This window comes from Candidatus Hydrogenedentota bacterium (assembly GCA_019637335.1).
In the GTDB taxonomy this organism is placed as follows: Bacteria; Hydrogenedentota; Hydrogenedentia; order Hydrogenedentales; family JAEUWI01; genus JAEUWI01.
Genome location: JAHBVV010000003.1, coordinates 102,444 through 121,209, shown reverse-complemented (window position 1 = coordinate 121,209; position 18,766 = coordinate 102,444). Strand labels below are relative to the sequence as shown.

The window sequence follows — 18,766 nt, the reverse complement described above, 5'->3', positions numbered from 1 at the left end:
GTATGGCGGGCCAGGTACAGGCGGAGGCGGGTGAGGTTGGGGACGTGGGTATCCAGGAATCTGTGGCGGCGACGTGTGGCGCGTCAGGAGAGACGCCGTGCCCCATTCCTCTCTGGACAGTGCTCAGTCGCGGGCGGCCCAGAGGAGGCCGCGGGTTGTGAGGGTGAAGACTTCGGGCGTGTCGAAGTCGGTGGCGGTGTGCCCCAGGGCGGAGTAGAAGACGCGCCCGGCGCCGTAGCGGCGCTTCCACACGACGGGCATCTCGACGCCGCCGATCCAGGGGTGCACGTCGCCGCTGAACACGGTGGTGGCGAGAATTTCGTTCCCGGGGTCGACGTGAAGGTAATACTGCTCGGAATGCATGGCGAAATCGCGCAGGCCGGCCACGATGGGGTCTTCGGAGCGCGCGATTTTCACGGTGTAGCGGGTGATATTGCCGGGGTGCGCGACAAACTGGCCACCGGCCATGTACTGGTAGGCCGGGCTGCCGCGGAAGGCGTCGCCCATGCCGCCGTGCCAGCCGGCGAGGCCGGCGCCGGCCTCGACCACGCGCAGGAGGTTGGCCTCTTGCGAGGGCGTCAGCTCGCCCATGGTCCAGCAGGGCACGATCAAATCCTGCGCGGCGAGAAATTCGGGCTCGTCCAGGATGGCGAGGGTATCGGTCAAGGTGACGGTGAATCCGGCGGATTCGAGGGGTTCCACGAAGCGCTTTACGCAGGCTTCCGGCTCGTGCCCCTCCCAGCCGCCGTGGATCATGAGTGCGTTTCTGGCACGCATCGGTTCCCCCACGCCGGGCTCAGCGCTTTTCGGCGATGTATACAACGCACGGGGGGAAGTTCTTCCAGATACGCTCGGAGCGCTTCACGTCGCCGAATTGCTCCAGAAGCTTATGCCGGAAGAAACGCCGCCCGGAGGGGATGTAGGGGCTTGTGGCGAAAGCGAAGGTGACAAATCGGCCGCCGGGTACGAGCACATCGTAGGTGGCCTTCAGAATGTCGTCCTGAAGTTCGCTGTCGAATCGGGTCCAGGGCAGCCCGGACACGATGGTGTCGCAGCCTTCCAGGCCCGCCTCGGCCAGGTACTTTCCGGCGTTCTGGGCGCAGTCGTGGTAGACATGGACGCCGGGACAGCGATCGCGCGTGACCTTGACGAACTCTTCGTTGACCTCCAGGGCGATGAAGTAGGCGTCGGGCTTTTTTTTCGACAGTATGGTCTCGGTAAATACGCCCGTTCCGGGGCCGTATTCCACGATGACGTTGGACTGGTCCACGCCCGCCATATCGGTTACGACATCGGCCAGCTTCCGTCCGCTTGGGGCTATGGCGCCCGTGCTCCGGTTTGCCCGTATGACTTCTCTCATGAAACTGAGCGTGCTCAAGTGCTGTATTCCTTCCAGGGGCCGCCCGAGCGGCGCGCCGGGTGGGGCGCGCGCGGCAGCCGGGGCGCTAAGAACAGCGGCACCGGCGGCGCGCGTCCGGCTTGTGTACTGAACGTGCGCCCCGCCCGCCGGAGGATCTGTCCTCCGAAATTTCCGCTATTGTGCCACAGGCGTTTTGAAAATCACAAGAGGCCCCCGGGCCCAGGGACTGGCGGGATAAACCCCGCACGGCCCGGCGATAACGGGCCACGGCGCCGGTTGCGGCGGAAAGAATTCCGGGGGAATCGTGCCAGCGGGAGGCCGCGAGTCATTTTGCCAGGCAGCCGCGCTCGAAAAACCGGCATTGGTTCAGCGGCCTGCGCTATACTTGTGCGACCAACAACGCGCCGCAACCCCACGTCAAGGAAATCTGCTTCATGCCCCAAGTTTTTTGGGAGATCTTGCTGCTCTTCGCCCTCATCCTGGGCAATGGCGTCTTCGCCATGACGGAGATCGCCATCGTTTCGGCGCGGCGATCCCGCCTGGAACAACTGGCCGCGTCGGGCGATCGCGGCGCGGCGGAGGCCCTGAAGCTCCTCGACGATCCCAACCGGCTGCTCTCCACCATTCAGGTGGGCATCACCCTGATCGGCACGCTGGCGGGCGTGGTCGGCGGCGCGCGTTTCGCGACTCCGTTGTCAGAACTGCTCCAGTCCGCCGGCGTGGCCGACGCCTACCGTGAGAACATCGCACTGGCGATCGTTGTGCTTGCGATCACCTACCTGTCCCTCACGCTGGGAGAACTCGTACCCAAGCGCATCGCAATGTCGAATCCGGAAGGTATCAGCCGGTTTGCCGCCCGCCCCATGAAGCGCCTGTCGTGGTTCACTTCCCCCCTGATCGCGGTCCTTTCGGCCTCGACCAACCTGATCCTCACGCTGGTCCCGCTGAAGCATGGCAATGAAACCGACGTGACGGAAGACGACATCCGCATGATGATCCGGCAGGGCGCCAAATTCGGCGTTCTCACCGGCGAGGAACAGGACATGCTCATCCGGATGCTCCACCTGGACGAGCGGCGCGCGAGCGCCCTGATGACGCCGCGGCGCGACATCGTCAGCTTCCCCAGCAAGGCAACACGGGCGGAGATTCTGGAAACCATCAAGGAGAACCGCCACTCCCGCTATCCCGTGCGGGGAGAAAACAATGATGAAATCCTCGGCATGGTCCATCTGCGCGACCTCACCGAGGCCATGACCATCTCGGAGGTGGTCGATCTGGCCGCGTGCATGTCCAAGCCGCTCCGGATTCCTGGCACCACACGGGCGCTCGCCCTGCTGCGGCGTTTCAAGACGTCAGGCATTCATTTTGCCGTGGTGCAGGACGAGTTCGGCGGTGTGCAGGGCGTGGTGACACTGAATGATCTCTTCGAAAGCATCGTGGGCGGCCTTCCCGAGGCCGGCGAAGACAATGAGCCGGACGTCGTCCGCCGCGAGGACGGTTCCTACCTGCTTGACGGGAGCATACCCATTGAGGACGTCTTCGCGCTGTTTCCCGGGCGTCCGATCACGGAAGAAATGGACGGCGGATTCCGCACGCTGGGCGGTTTTGTGATGGCCCAGCTGGACCGCATCCCCACCGCCGGCGACCATTTCACCTGCGGCAACCTCCGCTTTGAAGTCATGGACATGGATGATCGCCGTGTTGATAAGGTGCTCGCGCAGGTGCTCGGGGAACCGGCGGCGCCCGAACCGGAACCGAAGGCTTCACGCTAGTCCCTGGCGTATCGGCCACCCCGCGCCGGGCTACTCTAAGTGTACCTCCAGGTCATCCAGAAACGTGGCCACGGCCTCCGTGGCGGCGGAGACGAAGCCCAGCCAGTCTAGCCGCCGGAAGTCCGCCGCGCCAAGAGGCAGGTTCTCGAAGGACTCGGCGCTTCCGTCCTCGCGGGTAATGGCGAGGCGCCAGGTTCCATCGGCCGCGGCGCCAAGCGGACAGATCACTTCCACGGCCACCCAGGTATCGGGGGGAATTTCGGCGAGGGCCTGTCCGCCCACGACCAGGGATCCATCGCGAAACCAGAGGCTCGGGCCGACCTGGTAGGGGCTCGCGTTGTCGCGCCATTCGTGGTAGAACACCGCGCCGGGCGCCAGGCGGATGGCGAAGCGGGCGGTGGCGGTTCCGCGGCGGTAGCCGGGCGTGTAAACGAGGTGGGGGTTGTAGGAGGCGCTCAGGCCGGGCGCGTCCTGGAATTTGAGACTGTGCTTCCCGGAAGCGGCGGTCTCGTCCGTCACGCGGATCGTGCCGGGGCCCTCCTCGTGCGACTGCGCGCCGCGCGCGATCTGGCCGGGGGTCGTGTCCTCGAAGCCGTCGGCGATGCGGCGGGGTTCGGGCGCGGGCGGCGGGGTGAAGGCGGGGCGCTGGATGGCGCGGGGTTTCGCCACCCACGCGGGGTCGCCGTAGAGGCCGGCTTCGGTGTAGTCGAAGGGCCTGAACCCGAGCACGATGGCCGGGGAATCGGGCGAGAGCCGGAAATCGCCCGCCTCGGCGTTCTCGAAGCCGGGATCGGCGATGATCGAATGCCGGTCGTGGCCCTCGGCGCGCCATTCCTCCCACGTGCGGCCGGCGAAATCCATCTCGCCGAGCTCGGCGACTTCCGGCATGGTGGTCCAGTAGACATTGCTGTCGAGATCGAAGTTGCCGTTCTTCCAGGTGCTCCCGAGGAGCTGGTTGTTGTTGAAGTAGACGATGTTCCGGTGGAAGACGAACGAATTGTGGTCCTCCTCGCGGGAGCGGATGAGCTGGCCATGGTGCGAGAAGGCGAAGATGTTGTTGATGACGCGGTTGTCGCGCCCGTAGTGCTGGTGGAGTGTGCCGGTGCGGGTGTTGTAGACGAGGTTGTTCTCCGCGAGGATCCCGGTGCTGCCCTCGTCGAAGTAGATCCCCCAGCCGCCGGAGACTTTCGGGTTGGAGATGACGTCGTGGAAGACGTTGTTGCGGATGATCGTGCCGGGGGAGACGCCGAGGGTGTAGATGCCGCCGGTGTCGCTGAGCTGGCCGAGGGCGATATGGTGCACGCGGTTGTATTCGATGATGTTGTGGTGTGCGGAGCTTTCGTCGTAGCCCCAGGACCAGCCGGCGGAGATGCCGGTGTAGCGGAAGTCGCAGATTTCGTTGTGGGAGACGCGGTTGTAGGAGCTGCGGCCGATCCACAGGCCGACGGCGCCGCGGAAGACGCGCCCGCCGTCGTGGATGAAGTTGTTGTCGATCACATTGCGCAGCGCCGCGTCGTCTTCGCTGGCGGGGCTGGCCCCCTCGCCGATGCGCACGCCGCCCGCGCCGAGATCGTGGATCTCGCTGCGGGTGAGGGCATTGTCCTGGCTGCCCTTGCGGAACCAGAGGCCGTAGCCGCCGAGGTGGCCGATGTCGCAGCGGTCGAAGGCCACGTGGCGCGCGCCGGTGGCCTCGATGGCGGCGGGCACGCTGAAGGCGGCCTGGCCGTCGCTGTGGCCCGTTGGCTTGACCTGGAACTCGGTGTGGTGGAAGGCGAGGCCCTCGAAGCGGAGGTGCTCCACGAACTGGCCGCTGGCGGGGTCGCCTTCGAGGCGGAGCAGCTGGCCGGCCACCGGCGCGATCGCGCGGATGGTCTCGGGCGTTTCGCCAGGCATGGGCATGTAGTAGAGCCGGCCTTCGCGGCGGTTCAGGAACCACTCGCCGGGCTGGTCGAGCGCTTCGAAGAGGTGCTCGATGTAGTAGCGCTGGTCGGGATGCCAGTAGCCGAAGCCCCAGGTGGTCGGGCCGGTGAATTCGAGGATGTGGTTTTCCGTATCAATGCTTTTCGGGCGGAGGAGCGCGGTCTCCCAGGAGTGGTAGACCACGACGATGGCGTCCTGGAGCGTGGCCCAGTCCCGCACGTCGCCGGGGCGGTAGTAGACGCGCGTGGCGCTGCGGACCTGCTCGTCGCCACCTTCCTTCTTCTCCATGACGGGCCCGGCGGTGAGGAAGAGGTCGTCCTCGTCCGGGTAATCGCCCGCCGGGTGGTCCGCGTTCGGCGTCCGCGCGGGGGTGCGTCGTTCGCCGTTCACCCAGAGCTGGCTGAAGGACCAGGCGCCCGATTGGACGTCGGGGATATCCGCCACCCAGAGCGGGCCCTCCTGGCGCCAGCCGGTGATGGCGCGGCCGCCCGTGACGACCGGGGCGGCGCCCTCCGCCGCGCGATAGACCGTGGGCGCGCCGGGCGTTCCGGAGTCCCGGGGCGTAAAGACGATGGGCTCGGCGATCGGGTACGCGCCGTCCTGGATGATCACCTCGAACGCCGCCTCCGGCGCATTTCCGCGCGCCTGCCGGATGGCGTCGCGGGCGCCGGCGGTCGTGGCCAGGGGCCCGTCGGACGCGTCCGCGTTGGGCGCCGAAAGACGGCCCGACCAGGCGTCGTTGCCGCCGGGCGCCACGTGGAGGACGGTCTGCGCGCCGCCGGACAGGGCGAGCAGCAGCCCGGCAAGCGCGGCGACGAAGCGAAAGGTGCGGAGAGGAGGCATGGAGGGCATGGCGTCTTCCTTCTGGATGGTCCCCAACGGGGGGCGCCCCCGAACTCGAATCGCGGCGGTGTTGCCGCGCGGGGAAATTAGAGCACACCCATGCCCGGCGGCGCCAGCGGGCCGGGAGCGCCCAAGGGACGTAGCCGCGCACCGGCGCCTGCGCAAGGGACGTACCCCCGCACAGCAGCCAGACACTGCAACAAACGCCCCCGCGTCCAACAGTTCCCCGTGCCACGCGATTCCGCCCCAGGCGGATTCGCGTGCCTGGAGCAAATATTCCCGCCCCCCCTACCCGAGCGGCCCAAAAGGAGGTTAGGCATCCCTGCCTGACCCAACACACGTTCAGCATCCCAACGCTCCCTCATCCCCTGCAAGAAAGCCCAGGCATCCTGAACCCACCCTTTCACCACCTGACACAGTCACAACTGTCAACAGCCAACCGTCAACTGCCCCCCCCAGGGCTTGCCCGTGCCAATCCCCCCCCCACAATCACGCCTCCCGCCGCTACCCCGACCGGGACAGGCGCGCGCACCGGCGGTGTTCGGGAAGGGCAGCGGTCTCAGGCGCGGGACGCCGGTCTATGTGCGGTGAGTTAGAGGTGGCCGACGCGCACCCGTCCCTTGGCGGCGCCAAGGGACGTACCCGCGCACAGGCGCCAGACGTTGCAGAAGGCGCCCTCGCGTCCACTGGCGCCCGGAGCGTCAACGCGTCACGCCACAGGGCGGGGGTACGTCCCGGCCGGGGTCGGGCCGTTGCGCGCGCCATGCATCGGCATCAAGGGGCAAATATCCTGCCTGCTACGACCCCATTCAGCACATGCCCCCACCGCCCCCGTGCCACGCGATTCCGCCCCAGGCGGATTCGTGTGCCTGGAGCAACGCCAACCCAACACCGCCATAACCACCCCGCACGAGCGGCTCAACTCCCAGGCGGCCGTCCATTCCGAATGTCCCACCCCATTTCAGCGCCCGCGCAGCCAACTGTCAACTGTCAACTGTCAACTGTCAACTGCCAGCTGCCCGGATGAGCTCGGCCAGCATGTTGTCCCCGTCATACACGTATTCCCAGCGCTCGTAGGTTGTCGCGTCGAGGTAGTAGTCGTGGTACTTCGAGCGCCCGATGTCCAGCGGTTTCAGGCCGGTCGCGGGCAAACACGGCGATGCGCATCTCTTATAAGTCCTTTGTTTTGAGTGGTTAGGAAAAATAGGTGGCGTCCCCTATTTCCAAAAAGTTACGCGGCTCAATACCCAGCCTGCACCTGCCCCTGCCAACGCTTCCCACACCCCCTCACGGGGATACCGATTGAAAACGCGCCGCAGGCGGGCATGACTCGGAGGACAGTGTGATACCTGCTCTTCACTGTAGGTCGAATATGCGCCGTGGCGGAAGACTCTCACTCCCAACATCCTGCCGGCTTATCCCGGCGCCTCTCCCCTATTTCCTACAACGTTCATACAAGAAATACCAACGCCAGTCCGATGAAGAGTATCATCCAGACAAAGTCCTTTTTGCGTCCGCTACGAATCGCAATCAGAATGCAGCCGATTGCGGCGACGATTCGCAAGATATCCAGCAAGAGTCAACCTTCCACGTCAATAGAAAAACAGTGAAAGCAGGTATCGCGCGTTGGGGCTTACGCACACTGCCAATCCTCGCTCTCATCTTTCTAGAGATAACGCTAAAATCGAACCACTGGCGGCTCCCACACAGGAGGGATACAAATGGGGACAGCCACCTATTTTCTCTGGATACCCATTTTCCCTTCCGGAAACCGCGCCTTGCCAGACGCACGGCAGAGAGGGCGCGCTGGCGATTGAGCCACCGTCCCCGTGAGCCCGAGCGTCTCCTCGCGCCGTTCATAGGTGCTGCCTTTCTCACAATTATGCGCCGCTTTGCGTCAATCTGCCGCTGCTGCAACGTAGCATATGCCGGCCCGCACGTCAATAGCCCCTGGCCGCGGCCAGCGCGCGGAGGCGGCGGCCGAACTGGGCATCCAGCCTGCTCAGGAAACTCCCGCCGCTCGCCGAGCTCCGGGTGCTCACGCGCCCCAGAAGGCCGTAGGTCGTTGAGCCTTCCTCATCGTTGCCCGAGAACCAGGTATTCGTCAGGCGGATCATGCCGTCGCAGGCGTACCGGTGCAGACCACATAGATTCAGTACGGCATTGTAACTATATGGTTACCACGAATAGTTGGTTGTCCCATTTTTCCAAACCGCCATTCATAATCATCCACGTTCTTCCAATGCCGAGACTAATTGTTTATGTAGATACTCACTGGTGAGGAATCTCCAGCCGCGATATCAACGTGTTGCTCATGGGTAAAATGATTCTCCATGAGAATTAGGTACGGGGTTGTTCCTGATATATATAGTTTAGCTCTTCCTGGCGGCATGCCACTTATCGAAAAGCTCCCTCCACCGGTGGTTGATTCTGAATATATTTCCCCATAGGGCAAGTCGTCATGAGTTAGAAGTATCACTGTCATCTTTAATTGTTTAACCCGCCCTTTTGGCAATTGGACATGCCCAGCGAAGGTGACAGGTTTGTGAAGTGAGATATAGGCATTGCGTACCTCCTCTGGCTTGCTTATGACCATGTGCCCGGGAGCGAAGCCATCGGCAGCTGTCGTGAGCAGAAGCGGATATCTAATTGGATACGAAGTTACAGAAAATCGTCCCTGCTCGTCTGTAGTCGCAACGGCCAGCCTCTTTAAATCCCAGTTATATTCTTCTGCTCCATAGAAATCTGTTGGCAAGCTACCGATCACTATGGGAGCGCCTGGAACACCCTTATTACCTTCATCGACAACGACACCAGAAATTGGCTGGACCGGTGCTAGTTCGATATCGATGCTGATGCTGGAATCGCTTGAATCAGGAATCTGAATCGCCCTCGTCTCAAAGCCGGGGGCACGGACAAAAACCACCTCTTTCCCTTCGACGCCTTTGATTTCGAGACGGTCTGGAGTCTCACAATGGCGCCAATCCGTGGGAGGCGTGGTATCATATGTGGCGGAAGTAGGCGTGGAGTCCACTCTGGTACGCCAGTAAGACCCTTTGACCAACTCCCCCGCCTTTCTGAAATATTGGATTTCTTGAACTGGCTGCGCTGGCTCCGCGCTTTGAACGCGGATCATGATCGGAGCCATCGAATCTGTCGCGGATTCCTGGCTCAGTGCGAGTGTGGCAAGGAGAATTACAATTGCAGAAGTTGTCATCGCGCTAAAGTCTCCCGATCGCCGTAGAAGCGTCCCCGATTGGTTCTTGTAACCTAATTGTTGGCCAAAGACCGCGCCGAGATTTATTCTCCTAACCGTGAGATTCGCAACCCAGATAATAAGCCACAAAACGGACACCAAATGTACCGATACAAGAAATGATCGACACACCGAGCGCGTCGATTTCGTAGGTGGCTGGCTTTCAGGTCAGGCCCCCCTGGCGTGTCCACGTGGAAACGCTCGGTTATGCGACGAAATTGCAGGCACTGCCGCATCGGGAGCGCATGTTGCGTCGGGCAGGGATGCCCAACCTCCTGTTGCGCCGCTCGTGTGGCCAATCGCCTGGTGGCGTGCCGGAGGTCCGGCGCTGGCGGAAATGTCCCCGATCTGTTACGCGTTCGGCGCCGGGACATCACAGACCGCCTTTGGCGCGAGAACAGGTCCATCGGAGTAGCCCCTTCAGGTGGGTTGCTGTTTCGGAGACGTTTCTTGACGCGCTGTACTGCCGCGTACGGTTGACCGTACACCGGATGGGCCGGGGTGTCAAGAAAAAAATTCGTGCGGCGCATGCGAAAGGCTTCGGGGCGATTCCGAGCCGGTTTTTTCTGGATTTTCCTGCGTGATATGGGTGGTTTGTCCCAAAGTGGGATCGGTGGAGACGCGGCGTGGGGGTGGGAACTGGGGCGGTTTTGCCGCTCGTGCAGGGTGGTACTGGCAATGGTGGGCTGGTGTTGCTCCGGGCACACGAACGCGCTGGGGCGCGATCGCGTGGCACGGGGTGGGGATTGGTGCGCCGGGGGGGGGGACTGGCGTGTCGGTCCCTGGGGAGACTTGCACGGGCAAGCCCTTGCGGGCTTGTCCGTGGCACGCCTCGGGGGAAAGGCAATGGGGATGACGGGACAGACCCGCCGGTTGGGCTTGGTGCGCCCGATGGGGGTGTTTGGTGTAGGCTTCGATGTTTGGTATGCCAGGCGGGGTGGTTTGGCGTGTCAGTCCCTGAGGGGGCGCGATCGCGTGGCACGGGAGTTGAGGCGGAATAAAGGGTGGGGGTGGTTTGATGTGTCGGTCCCTGGGGGGAGTTGCACGGGCAAGCCCTTGCGGGCTTGTCCGTGGCACCCCTGGGGAGGCGATGGGGGTGAGGCGGCGCACGGCATGGCGCGCATTTCGGGACGGGCGGAAGCTGTACGTCGCCGAACGGTTACTCGCTCGCTTGCGTCCGAAATGGTCGGGGCATTACGCTTAGCCGCGTTCCGTCATATTCACGTCTTCTTTTGCGTTCCGTCCATACCCCAGGAGTACCCGACCCATGCGCCCTTCGCTTGTCCTGGCCGCCGCCGCTGGCGTGTCCCTTCTCCTCCCCTCGTTTGCGGAGCCGAACTTTGCCGATCGGCTGGGCTACCCGCCGGGCGCGCGGGTTCTGATCATTAACAGCGACGATATCGGGATGTCGTATGCGTCGACCCAGGGATCCATCGAGGGGATCGAGGCGGGGATTGTGACGTCGGTCACGGCGATGATGCCGTGCCCGTGGGTGCCCATGTTCGCCAACTACCTCAAGACGAACCCGGATGTCTGCACCGGTCTCCACCTGACGCTGTGTTCTGAGTGGGACGACTACCGCTTCATGCCCGTGGCGGGCAAGAGCGCGGTTCCCGGGCTCGCGGACGAGATGGGCTGTCTGTGGGACAACAACAGGCTCCTGGGCGAAAACGCCACGGCGGACGAGGTGGAAATGGAAATCCGCGCGCAAATCGACCGGGCGGAGACGATGGGCATCAAAATCTCCCACATGGACTCCCATATGTGGTCCGTCTTTTCGAAGCCGGCGTTTCTGGAGCGCTATGTGAAAGTGGCCATCGAGAAGAAGATCCCGATCCGCATCGTGGGCGGGCCCGTGAAGGGTTTCACCTACGCGGCGGACCCGAAGTTCGTGGAGATCTGCGCGCCGCATATCGAGGCCCTCTGGGAGGCGGGCCTGCCCGTGCTCGACGATATGCACGCGGCCAGCTACAACTGGGACACAACGGACAAGACCGAGCAGTTCGTCGATGCGATTCGCAATCTGAAGCCGGGCGTGACGGAATTCGTCGTGCACCTGACCAAGCCCGACGATGTGATCGGCAAGATAACGGGCGGGCGCACCCACCTGTACGGTGACTACGCCGCCCTGACGAACCCGAGAATTCTGGAGGTCATCGAGGAGGAAGGGGTCATCCTCATTTCCTGGACCGACCTGATGAAGAAGCGCCAGGATGTGAAGTAGCCCGCGGGATTACAGGAAGGAGCAGATGTACTCGGCGACGCCGTGCTCCACTTCGATCTCGAAGGAGGCGTTGGCGGGGACGTCGAACGATGCGCCGGCGCTGTAGGCCTGGTGGGCGTCTTCGCCGGCGATTTTTGCGCGGCAGGACCCGGCGATGATTTCCATGCGCTCGGCGGCGGCGGTATTGAAGGTGTAGGCGCCGGGATAGATGAGGCCGATGGTCTTCTTCGTTCCATCGGGAAAGAGCACGGTGTGGCTGGCGACCTTGCCGTCGAAGTAAACGTTGGCCTTGCAGACGATGCTGACGCCGTCGAACTGGGCGGGGATGGATTCGGACATGGGGCTTCCTTCATGGCGGCCGCGGCGGGCCGGGCGTTGGGGTTTCCGGATACCGCCCAGGGCGGGCGGCGGGGGCGGTAGTGTAGTGGGACGCGGGGCCGGATTTCACCTTTTCGCTGTGTCAATTTTCGCTGCGTCGCGGGCGCTGAACCGGGCACGCGGCGGTCGTGGTATCCTCTTCCTTGCGGGCCGGTGAGGCCCGGGCCGTTGGGATGCGCCCCCGGGGGTGCGCCGAAGCAGGAGCAGGGAATGAATGAATTTCGTCACGCGGCGCTGTGGGACCGCGTCATCCGGGAATGCGGCGCGGACGCCCACGGCATCCACGGGCCGCGGCACTGGGCCCGCGTGGAGCGAAACGGCCTGTACCTCGCGCGGAGCGCAAATGTGAACCCGGATGTCATTTCCATGTTTGCGCTGTTTCACGATGCCTGCCGGGTGAACGACGGCCACGATCCGGGACATGGGGAGCGGGGCGCGGCGTTTGCGCGCGATCTTCGGCCGGCGCTGGACTTCCTCGATGACGCGGCGCGGGCGCAGCTGATCTTCGCGTGCACGTGGCACACGGACCTGGTCCACCACGACGATCCGGCGATTCAGATCTGCTTTGACGCGGACCGGCTTGACCTGGGCCGGGTGGGGATTGAACCGGCGCCGCGCTACCTCAACACGGCGGAGGCCCGGCGGCTTGCGGGGGGCCGCTTGATCCGCGAACTGGAGGAGTTGCCCGTGCGTCACCCGGGGGGATAATGCGTGGCGCGTTGCGAGGGCTATGGAGCGGTGATTCAGCCCGTCAGGGAATGAGCACGACCTTGCCGGAGGTCTGGCGCGCGGAAATCTGGCGGTGGGCCGAGGCGGCGTCCGCCAGGGGGAATTCGTGGCCGACGATGATGTCGAGTTTGGCGTCCATCAGCCAGGTGTGGAGATCGCGGATGGCGCAGGCCATGGCGGGCGCGTCGGCGGTGTAGGCCATGAGGTGGAAGCCGGCGACGATCCAGTTGTTCGCGAGCAGCTGGACGGCGTTGACCGTGGGCGGCTCTTTGCTGGCGACGCCGAGCGTGACCAGCATGCCGCGCGGCTTGAGGCACTTGAGGCTTTTGTCGAACACGGCGCCGCCGACGGATTCAATGACGAGATCGCAGCCCTGCCCGCCGGTAATGCGCTGGACAGCGGCGGCGAAGTCTTCCTCGGTGTAGTTGATGGCGTGTTGGCAGCCGAGCGACTCGATCAGGGCGCATTTTTCCGGGGTGCTGGCCGTGCCGATGACGGTGGCGCCGGTGTTGCGCGCGATCTGGACGAGCTGCGTGCCCAGGCCGCCGGCGGCCGCCTGGATGAGCACGGTCTGCTGCCCGGTGAGGCCCCCGAGGGTGAGGAGGGCGTGATAGGCGGTAAGGTACTGGCAGGGGACGGCGGCGGCCTGCGCGTGGGTAAGCTGTTCGGGCTTCGGCATGACCTGCCAGGCCTTGGCGACGGCGAACTCGCTGTAGCCCGCGGCGCAGAAGGCCATCACGGGGTCGCCCGCCTGCCACTGGGTCACGCCCTCCCCCACGCTCTCCACCACGCCGGCGACCTCGAAACCCGCGCCATAGGGCGGCTTCGGGCCACCGGGATAGAGGCCATCGCGCTGCATGATATCGGCGTAGTTGACCCCGGCGGCGTGCACCCGGATCAGCACCTCGCCGGAACCCGGCGCCGGGACCGGAACCTCCTCCACGGACAAAACCTCGGGCCCACCGAATTCCTGTACGATAACGCTCTTCATGCTGCCGTTCTCCTTGCTGCGCTGCCTGAAAAGGCGAGGATACACCAAGCGGCGACACGCACGCACCCCCAACCCCGCCGCACCCCGAGACCCGCGCGCGGCGGTGGACATTCCGCGCGGGATCATGGTAGGATACGCGTCTATTGGCGCCCGTAGCTCAGCTGGATAGAGCGCTTGCCTCCGGAGCAAGAGGCCACAGGTTCGAATCCTGTCGGGCGCGCCATATAAGCATCTAAGGCCCAACGAGTTGGCGGATAACTCGTTGGGCCTTTTTTGTTTGTTCGGTTGGGACGGCCACCGTGTTGCTTCGGTGCGTTCAGGGGGATCGCGGAGCGGATCGGGGCGGCCTGGGGCCGGGTGGTGGCGTTCCTTTTCACTTTCGGCCCGCCGTTGGCGGGAGGCGTTGCGCGGCGCCGGCTGGAGGAGTTGACAGGCGGGGCGCTTTAGTGTATATTTAACACGAAGCTTCGCAACGCCCGTGGCGTTGCGTTCTGTTGGCTTCAGATAGTGTTGTTTTCACACTTACTTTCGGGATTGTCCAGTGCCGTCTTTCACCTATGAATATCCGCGGCCCGCGCTGACGGTTGACGCGGTCGTTTTCGGGTTGGATGAGGAGGACCTTCGGGTTCTGCTGATTCAGCGGGACATCGAGCCGTTTGAGGGGCGTTGGGCGTTGCCGGGTGGGTTTGTGCGGATGGACGAGTCGCTGGAGGAAGCGGTGACGCGTGAACTGGAGGAGGAAACCGGGCTCAGGAATGTGTATCTGGAGCAGGTTGCCGCGTTTGGCGCCCCCAACCGCGATCCGCGCGGCCGGGTCGTCACGATTGCCTTTTATGCGCTGGTGAAGCTCTCGGATCACCGCGTGCGGGCAGCCACGGATGCGCGCAATGCGGCGTGGTTTCCGGTGGGTGAGACGCCCCGCCTGGCCTTCGATCACCAGGAAATTCTTGAAGCCGCCCGCAATCGCCTGCGAAGCCGGGTCCAGCGTCAGCCGGTCGGCTTTGAGTTGCTTCCGGAGAAGTTTGCATTGCGCGAGCTCCAACACCTGTACGAGGTCATCCTGGGCCGGAAACTCGACAAGCGCAACTTCAGGAAGAAGATTCAGAAGCTGGACATCCTGGAGCCGCTGGACGAGATAGAGAAGGATGTATCGCACCGGGCGGCCCAGCTGTTTCGTTTCGCACCGCGCAAGTACCAGCGCATGCAGCGGCGCGGTGTGAATTTTCAAATATAGGTAAGACGTTAGCGGAATGAAGCACCCACCGCCTTGGAGGCGAAACTCGGTCAAGACGGGCGTGAATAGCAGGATCGCGGACATTCCTGTCTGCGGCAGGACGTGCGCAAGACATCTCGTGATCGATGTGTATGTGAAGAGGCGCGGGTCCACAGTGCTTTCCGCTCTTGGGGACGCCGGGATTCTATTCCGAGCCACTTACGTCACCTTATTTCTCGAGCTCCCGTTGCCGCGGACATGAATGTACGCGATCCTTTGCCGCGCTTCCTCGTTATTAACGGTCCGTTCGTGCTGTTTCCGCGCCTTGCTGCGTCAGGCGGCTAAAATGTTACGGAGATCTGCACTATGAACACCATCGTACGCGAGATGATTTCAAGCATCGAGCTCAGCGCGCCGCAATCGCATGGCGGCGTGACCGTCTTTCCAATCCGCGTCTACAGCGAACCCATGCCGGAATACCTCCCGCTCGGTGAGGCGCTGCAGAAAGAACTGCTGAAGATCATGGAGGTGAATGAATCGGGATCCGTCCCCGAGCTGCGCGTGGAAAACCTGGCCAATTCGCCGGTTCTCCTGCTGGATGGAGAAGAGCTCATGGGCGCCAAACAAAACCGGGTCGTCAACACGACGGTCCTGCTGCGAAAGCGAAGCAATACCATCATCCCGGTCAGCTGCACGGAGCGAGGGCGCTGGAACTACGTTTCCCCCGTTTTCGAGGACTCTGAGATCGTGATGTCACGGGTTGCCCGAAGCCGAAAGAGCCGATCGGTTTCGGAATCGCTTCGGTCTTCGCGAGGCCACCGCTCCGACCAGATGGGCGTGTGGGATGAAGTTGACCGGCTGGGGGAGCGGCTCGGTTCCCGGTCGCGGTCGAGCGCCATGCGGGATGGCTATATGCGGCGGGCGCCAGAGCTCGACGAGTGGCTTACCCGCTTTCCGCACCAGCCAGAGCAGACCGGCTTTGTCGTGCTGGTCGAGGGGAAAGCTGTCGGCGCGGAGCTACTGCCCAACCCGGGCGCGTATCGGCAGGCCCATGCCAAGCTTCTCAAGAGCTACCTGATCGATCTCCTGGGTGAACGGCTGGACCAGGAGGCCGAAGCCGGGGAAGCCGTCGCGCGGGCCTTCCTGGACGGGCTGCCTTCGCTCGAGGAATCCACCTTTCCGTCTGTGGGGCATGGGGTGGATCTGCGGTACGAACGGGAAGAAGTCTGCGGTTCGGCGCTTGTTTATGAAGACGCGCTGATTCACGCGGCCTTTTTCGTGGAAGCGCCTGGAGCCGGTCGCCGAGGGCGCCATCCGGTAACCTCGTTCACGCGCGCGTAGCCGCCGGGGCGGCGGCGGTTTGCGGGAATAACGTGCCGCCCATGCATTCGCGCGACGAGCCGAGCATGCGTCTTGGAGGCGTACCGTGCTGGACGAATTCGGATGTCGCGTAACACGCTGGCGGTCTGAAGTGCGGAACAGTATGTGTTTTTGTAACACTTCAGCCGTACGAAGTAGAGCCCGATCTTTCTTGTCATGCCGCGATATTACGACGAGAGTGCGGAAGGCTGGGAGCGCAGGCGTCCCCGCCTGCAATGCGCCGAAGGTGCATTTTTTGTTGGCAGTACCTGCACGTTTGGTCAAGGAGATGATTGTACCCGGATTACCGCCGCTTATCAGATTCGCGCCTGCGGCGCGGTGCGGGCGGGCCGCCCGCGCTCCCATTGGTCCGCACCACCGTTGCGGCGCGGATTTGTGTCGTCGAGAAATTGAGCTAACTTCATTCCGCTAAAGTGCTTTGTGTTTTTACGAATGGAGTCGGCGTGCATGGTGCGCTGGCGGCGCAATATGCCGGCGGGCCGCCGGCGCTCCATAGTTGGACGTAGCCTTTATTCAGCAAGTCGCTCTGGTTTGGCCGCTGTATTCGTTCAACCGGGATCGCTATACTTGGGATCGGGGGCGGCGAAATGGGCCTTTACCGGTTCGGGATATGGTAGTTGTGAAGTTTTTGACCTCGACGCTGACGCTCTCTTCCGCTTTCGTGATTGCAACGATGTTCGCCAGCTGCTCGAATCCGAAGCCGTGGCCGGACAGCCTGTTGTACGCGGCGCCGGAAAACGATCCCGACTGGGTGCGCCCGGCGAGCCGGGAGGCGGCGATGGAGGCGATGGCGGGGCATTATGCGCACTACGATGTCGTGGCGTATGAGGGAGAAACGCCGAACGGCCCGCTTTCGACGTTCATTATTTCGTACGGATTCACGGACCTGGTCCTGGAGGATGGGGAACTTGTGGAGTACGATTCGTTTTGCCATGCGGCGCACAAGGCGAATCAGGATCTGGTGACGACGTTCCCGGATGCGGCGACGCAGGCGATTCAACCGCGGAGCGCGGTCGTGGAGGTGTATGAGGAGGATGGGGCGTGGAAGGCGTGGCGCCCGGCGACGCCGACGCTAATCGGCATCAACGGGGATCCGGATCGTCCGCTGTCGATGAATCCGAGGGATCCGCGCATCAACGATGCCGATAACGACGGCAAGCCGGGGGTGACAGTGTTTGTGCGGCTTTTCGGGCTGATTGATGGCGAGATCTATATCGCCCGGCGCGAGATTTTTCAGAACGACATGACGCTGTATTCCGATGGATCGTTGCGGGGCTCGGTGGTGGACGATTCGGAACAGCTGGTGGTGGGCGCGTCGTTGTGGTTCTTGAATGTCCCGAACAATCCGGGCCAGCGGGATGATCCCGGGCTGAACCCGATCATTCTCATCCCGATTCCCGACGATATCGACACGTGCGAGGAGCTGATGGCGCTGCGGGACACGCTGTTTCCGGCAGAGCCTGGTTTTTGAATGTTCGGGGGGCTCCGTACAAGATCCGCCGCTCGTTCGGGGTGTTTACGGCGCCAATTCGGGGCAATTTCCCGGGCTATGCCGCGCGGGCCTGTACTACCGCCCTGTTGGCCTCAGGAGACGCGCACCATCACGAAATCGACAATGCCTTCCATGCTCTCCCGGTAAATGCTGGGAGGAAGCTGGGCGAGGTGGTGGCGCGCTTCGTCGGCATAGGCGTTGGTAATGGCCTCGGTCTTCTCGCGGGCGCCGGTTTCCTCGGCCATCGCAATGACCCACGCGCGGTCCTCGTCGGTGACATCCGCGCCCCGCATCGCTTCGAGCCGCGCGAGATCGCCGCCGGTCAGGGCGTTTTTGAGGTGCATGATCGGGATCGTCTTTTTGCCCTCGACGATATCCCCGCAGGAGGGTTTGCCCAACTGATCCGTCGTCTGGGTGATGTCCAGCATGTCGTCCACGAGTTGAAACGCGATGCCGAGGGAAACCCCGAACTGAAACAGCGGCTTCCGGTAGGCCGAGTTGATGATATAGGTCGGCGCGCTGCACGCCTCGGCAAACAGGCTCGCCGTCTTCTGCTCGGCCAGCATGATGCAATCCTCGGCAACGATCGGTTCGTGCTCCCGGCCGAAGAAGTAGAGTTCACCCTCGGCCATGCACCGCACGGATCGGATCGCGTTCGCCACCACGGCGCAGACGTCATACGTAGAGAGCATCTCGACCGCGCGGGCCACAAGATAATCGCCACCGAGCACGGCCGCGTGGTTATCCCAGAAGGCATTGAGCGAGGACGAACCCCGCCGCAGGAATGCGCGATCAATGACGTCGTCATGGGCGAGGGAGGCAATGTGAAGCGCCTCGAAGGAACTGGCCAGCGTGACATATTGCTTGAGGTCGCGCCCGCCCACCGCGCCCGCCGCCAAAAGACAAAGCGCCGGGCGGAGAAGCTTGCCTCCGGCCCGGGGGGCGGTATCGGTGTCCAGCCGGACGAGGGTGAGCGCGTCTACCCATAGCTGCCGTATGGTGTCGCGTACCCCGCTAAGTTCTTCCTGGACGGGACGATACAGGTCTGTCAGTTCAATGGTCCTGTTCACCGGCAAAGTATAGCACAGCCCCATTTTGGGGTTCCAGCAGTTCGCCTTTTGGGGCGCGGCCACGGGGTTTGCTATAGTCTCTGTGATGGGCGCGCGCCACGCGGCCCCATAATGGATGAACTTTCTGTCCGCCGCTGG

At 63.3% G+C, this 18,766-nt stretch carries 15 protein-coding genes and 1 tRNA gene; 7 read left to right on the top strand and 9 right to left on the bottom strand.

The features are described from left to right. Positions 1-123 precede the first annotated feature (123 nt). Positions 124-777: a ThuA domain-containing protein gene (locus tag KF886_05745; protein MBX3176840.1), complete on the bottom strand. Its 654-nt coding sequence runs from the start codon at positions 775-777 to the stop codon at positions 124-126. Between the two features lie 19 nt (positions 778-796). After that, a complete protein-coding gene (locus KF886_05740; protein ID MBX3176839.1) occupies positions 797-1,378 on the bottom strand; it encodes a ribosomal RNA adenine dimethylase domain-containing protein in 582 nt (193 codons plus the stop codon). A 416-nt stretch (positions 1,379-1,794) separates the two neighbouring features. On the opposite strand from KF886_05740, the gene KF886_05735 reads away from it, so the two are divergent. After that, positions 1,795-3,132 carry an HlyC/CorC family transporter gene (locus tag KF886_05735; protein ID MBX3176838.1) on the top strand — a complete coding sequence of 446 codons (1,338 nt, stop codon included), beginning with the start codon at positions 1,795-1,797 and terminating at the stop codon, positions 3,130-3,132. A 30-nt stretch (positions 3,133-3,162) separates the two neighbouring features. Here the strand turns inward: KF886_05735 and KF886_05730 are convergent, their stop codons facing one another. The 4 genes from KF886_05730 to KF886_05715 all read right to left on the bottom strand — a co-directional run bounded on the left by KF886_05730 (position 3,163) and on the right by KF886_05715 (position 9,112). Next, complete coding sequence (locus KF886_05730; GenBank protein ID MBX3176837.1) at positions 3,163-5,904, bottom strand: right-handed parallel beta-helix repeat-containing protein; 2,742 nt, start codon at positions 5,902-5,904, stop codon at positions 3,163-3,165. A gap of 995 nt (positions 5,905-6,899) precedes the next feature. Further along, the gene (locus tag KF886_05725; protein ID MBX3176836.1) at positions 6,900-7,046 is read right to left on the bottom strand and encodes a hypothetical protein; all 147 of its coding nucleotides are present in this window, start codon (positions 7,044-7,046) and stop codon (positions 6,900-6,902) included. 789 nt (positions 7,047-7,835) lie between these two features. Further along, positions 7,836-8,012 (bottom strand): hypothetical protein, encoded by a 177-nt coding sequence (locus KF886_05720; protein MBX3176835.1) that lies wholly within the window; start codon positions 8,010-8,012, stop codon positions 7,836-7,838. A 134-nt stretch (positions 8,013-8,146) separates the two neighbouring features. Next, positions 8,147-9,112, bottom strand: a complete 966-nt coding sequence (locus KF886_05715) for a carboxypeptidase regulatory-like domain-containing protein (protein MBX3176834.1) — start codon at positions 9,110-9,112, stop codon at positions 8,147-8,149. 1,306 nt (positions 9,113-10,418) lie between these two features. Here KF886_05715 and KF886_05710 point away from each other — a divergent pair. Beyond that, positions 10,419-11,375: a polysaccharide deacetylase family protein gene (locus tag KF886_05710; GenBank protein ID MBX3176833.1), complete on the top strand. Its 957-nt coding sequence runs from the start codon at positions 10,419-10,421 to the stop codon at positions 11,373-11,375. Between the two features lie 9 nt (positions 11,376-11,384). Here KF886_05710 and KF886_05705 read toward each other — a convergent pair whose 3' ends face one another. Continuing rightward, positions 11,385-11,714, bottom strand: coding sequence for a pyrimidine/purine nucleoside phosphorylase (locus KF886_05705; GenBank protein ID MBX3176832.1), 330 nt, complete (start codon positions 11,712-11,714; stop codon positions 11,385-11,387). 249 nt (positions 11,715-11,963) lie between these two features. Between KF886_05705 and KF886_05700 the strand changes: the two genes are divergently transcribed. After that, entirely contained in the window at positions 11,964-12,461 is a 498-nt protein-coding gene (locus tag KF886_05700) for a hypothetical protein (GenBank protein ID MBX3176831.1), read from the top strand. A gap of 43 nt (positions 12,462-12,504) precedes the next feature. On the opposite strand, the gene KF886_05695 is transcribed toward KF886_05700, so the two are convergent. Next, the gene (locus tag KF886_05695; GenBank protein MBX3176830.1) at positions 12,505-13,473 is read right to left on the bottom strand and encodes a quinone oxidoreductase; all 969 of its coding nucleotides are present in this window, start codon (positions 13,471-13,473) and stop codon (positions 12,505-12,507) included. Between the two features lie 146 nt (positions 13,474-13,619). Here KF886_05695 and KF886_05690 point away from each other — a divergent pair. The 4 genes from KF886_05690 (at position 13,620) to KF886_05675 (ending at position 17,537) form a co-directional block, all read left to right on the top strand. Next, positions 13,620-13,696: transfer RNA gene (locus tag KF886_05690), tRNA-Arg, on the top strand. 318 nt (positions 13,697-14,014) lie between these two features. Continuing rightward, the gene (locus KF886_05685; GenBank protein MBX3176829.1) at positions 14,015-14,707 is read left to right on the top strand and encodes an NUDIX hydrolase; all 693 of its coding nucleotides are present in this window, start codon (positions 14,015-14,017) and stop codon (positions 14,705-14,707) included. A 345-nt stretch (positions 14,708-15,052) separates the two neighbouring features. Next, a complete protein-coding gene (locus tag KF886_05680; protein ID MBX3176828.1) occupies positions 15,053-16,027 on the top strand; it encodes a hypothetical protein in 975 nt (324 codons plus the stop codon). 658 nt (positions 16,028-16,685) lie between these two features. Beyond that, positions 16,686-17,537, top strand: a complete 852-nt coding sequence (locus KF886_05675; protein ID MBX3176827.1) for a hypothetical protein — start codon at positions 16,686-16,688, stop codon at positions 17,535-17,537. A 113-nt stretch (positions 17,538-17,650) separates the two neighbouring features. On the opposite strand, the gene KF886_05670 is transcribed toward KF886_05675, so the two are convergent. Then, positions 17,651-18,652 (bottom strand): polyprenyl synthetase family protein, encoded by a 1,002-nt coding sequence (locus tag KF886_05670; protein MBX3176826.1) that lies wholly within the window; start codon positions 18,650-18,652, stop codon positions 17,651-17,653. Positions 18,653-18,766 lie beyond the last annotated feature (114 nt).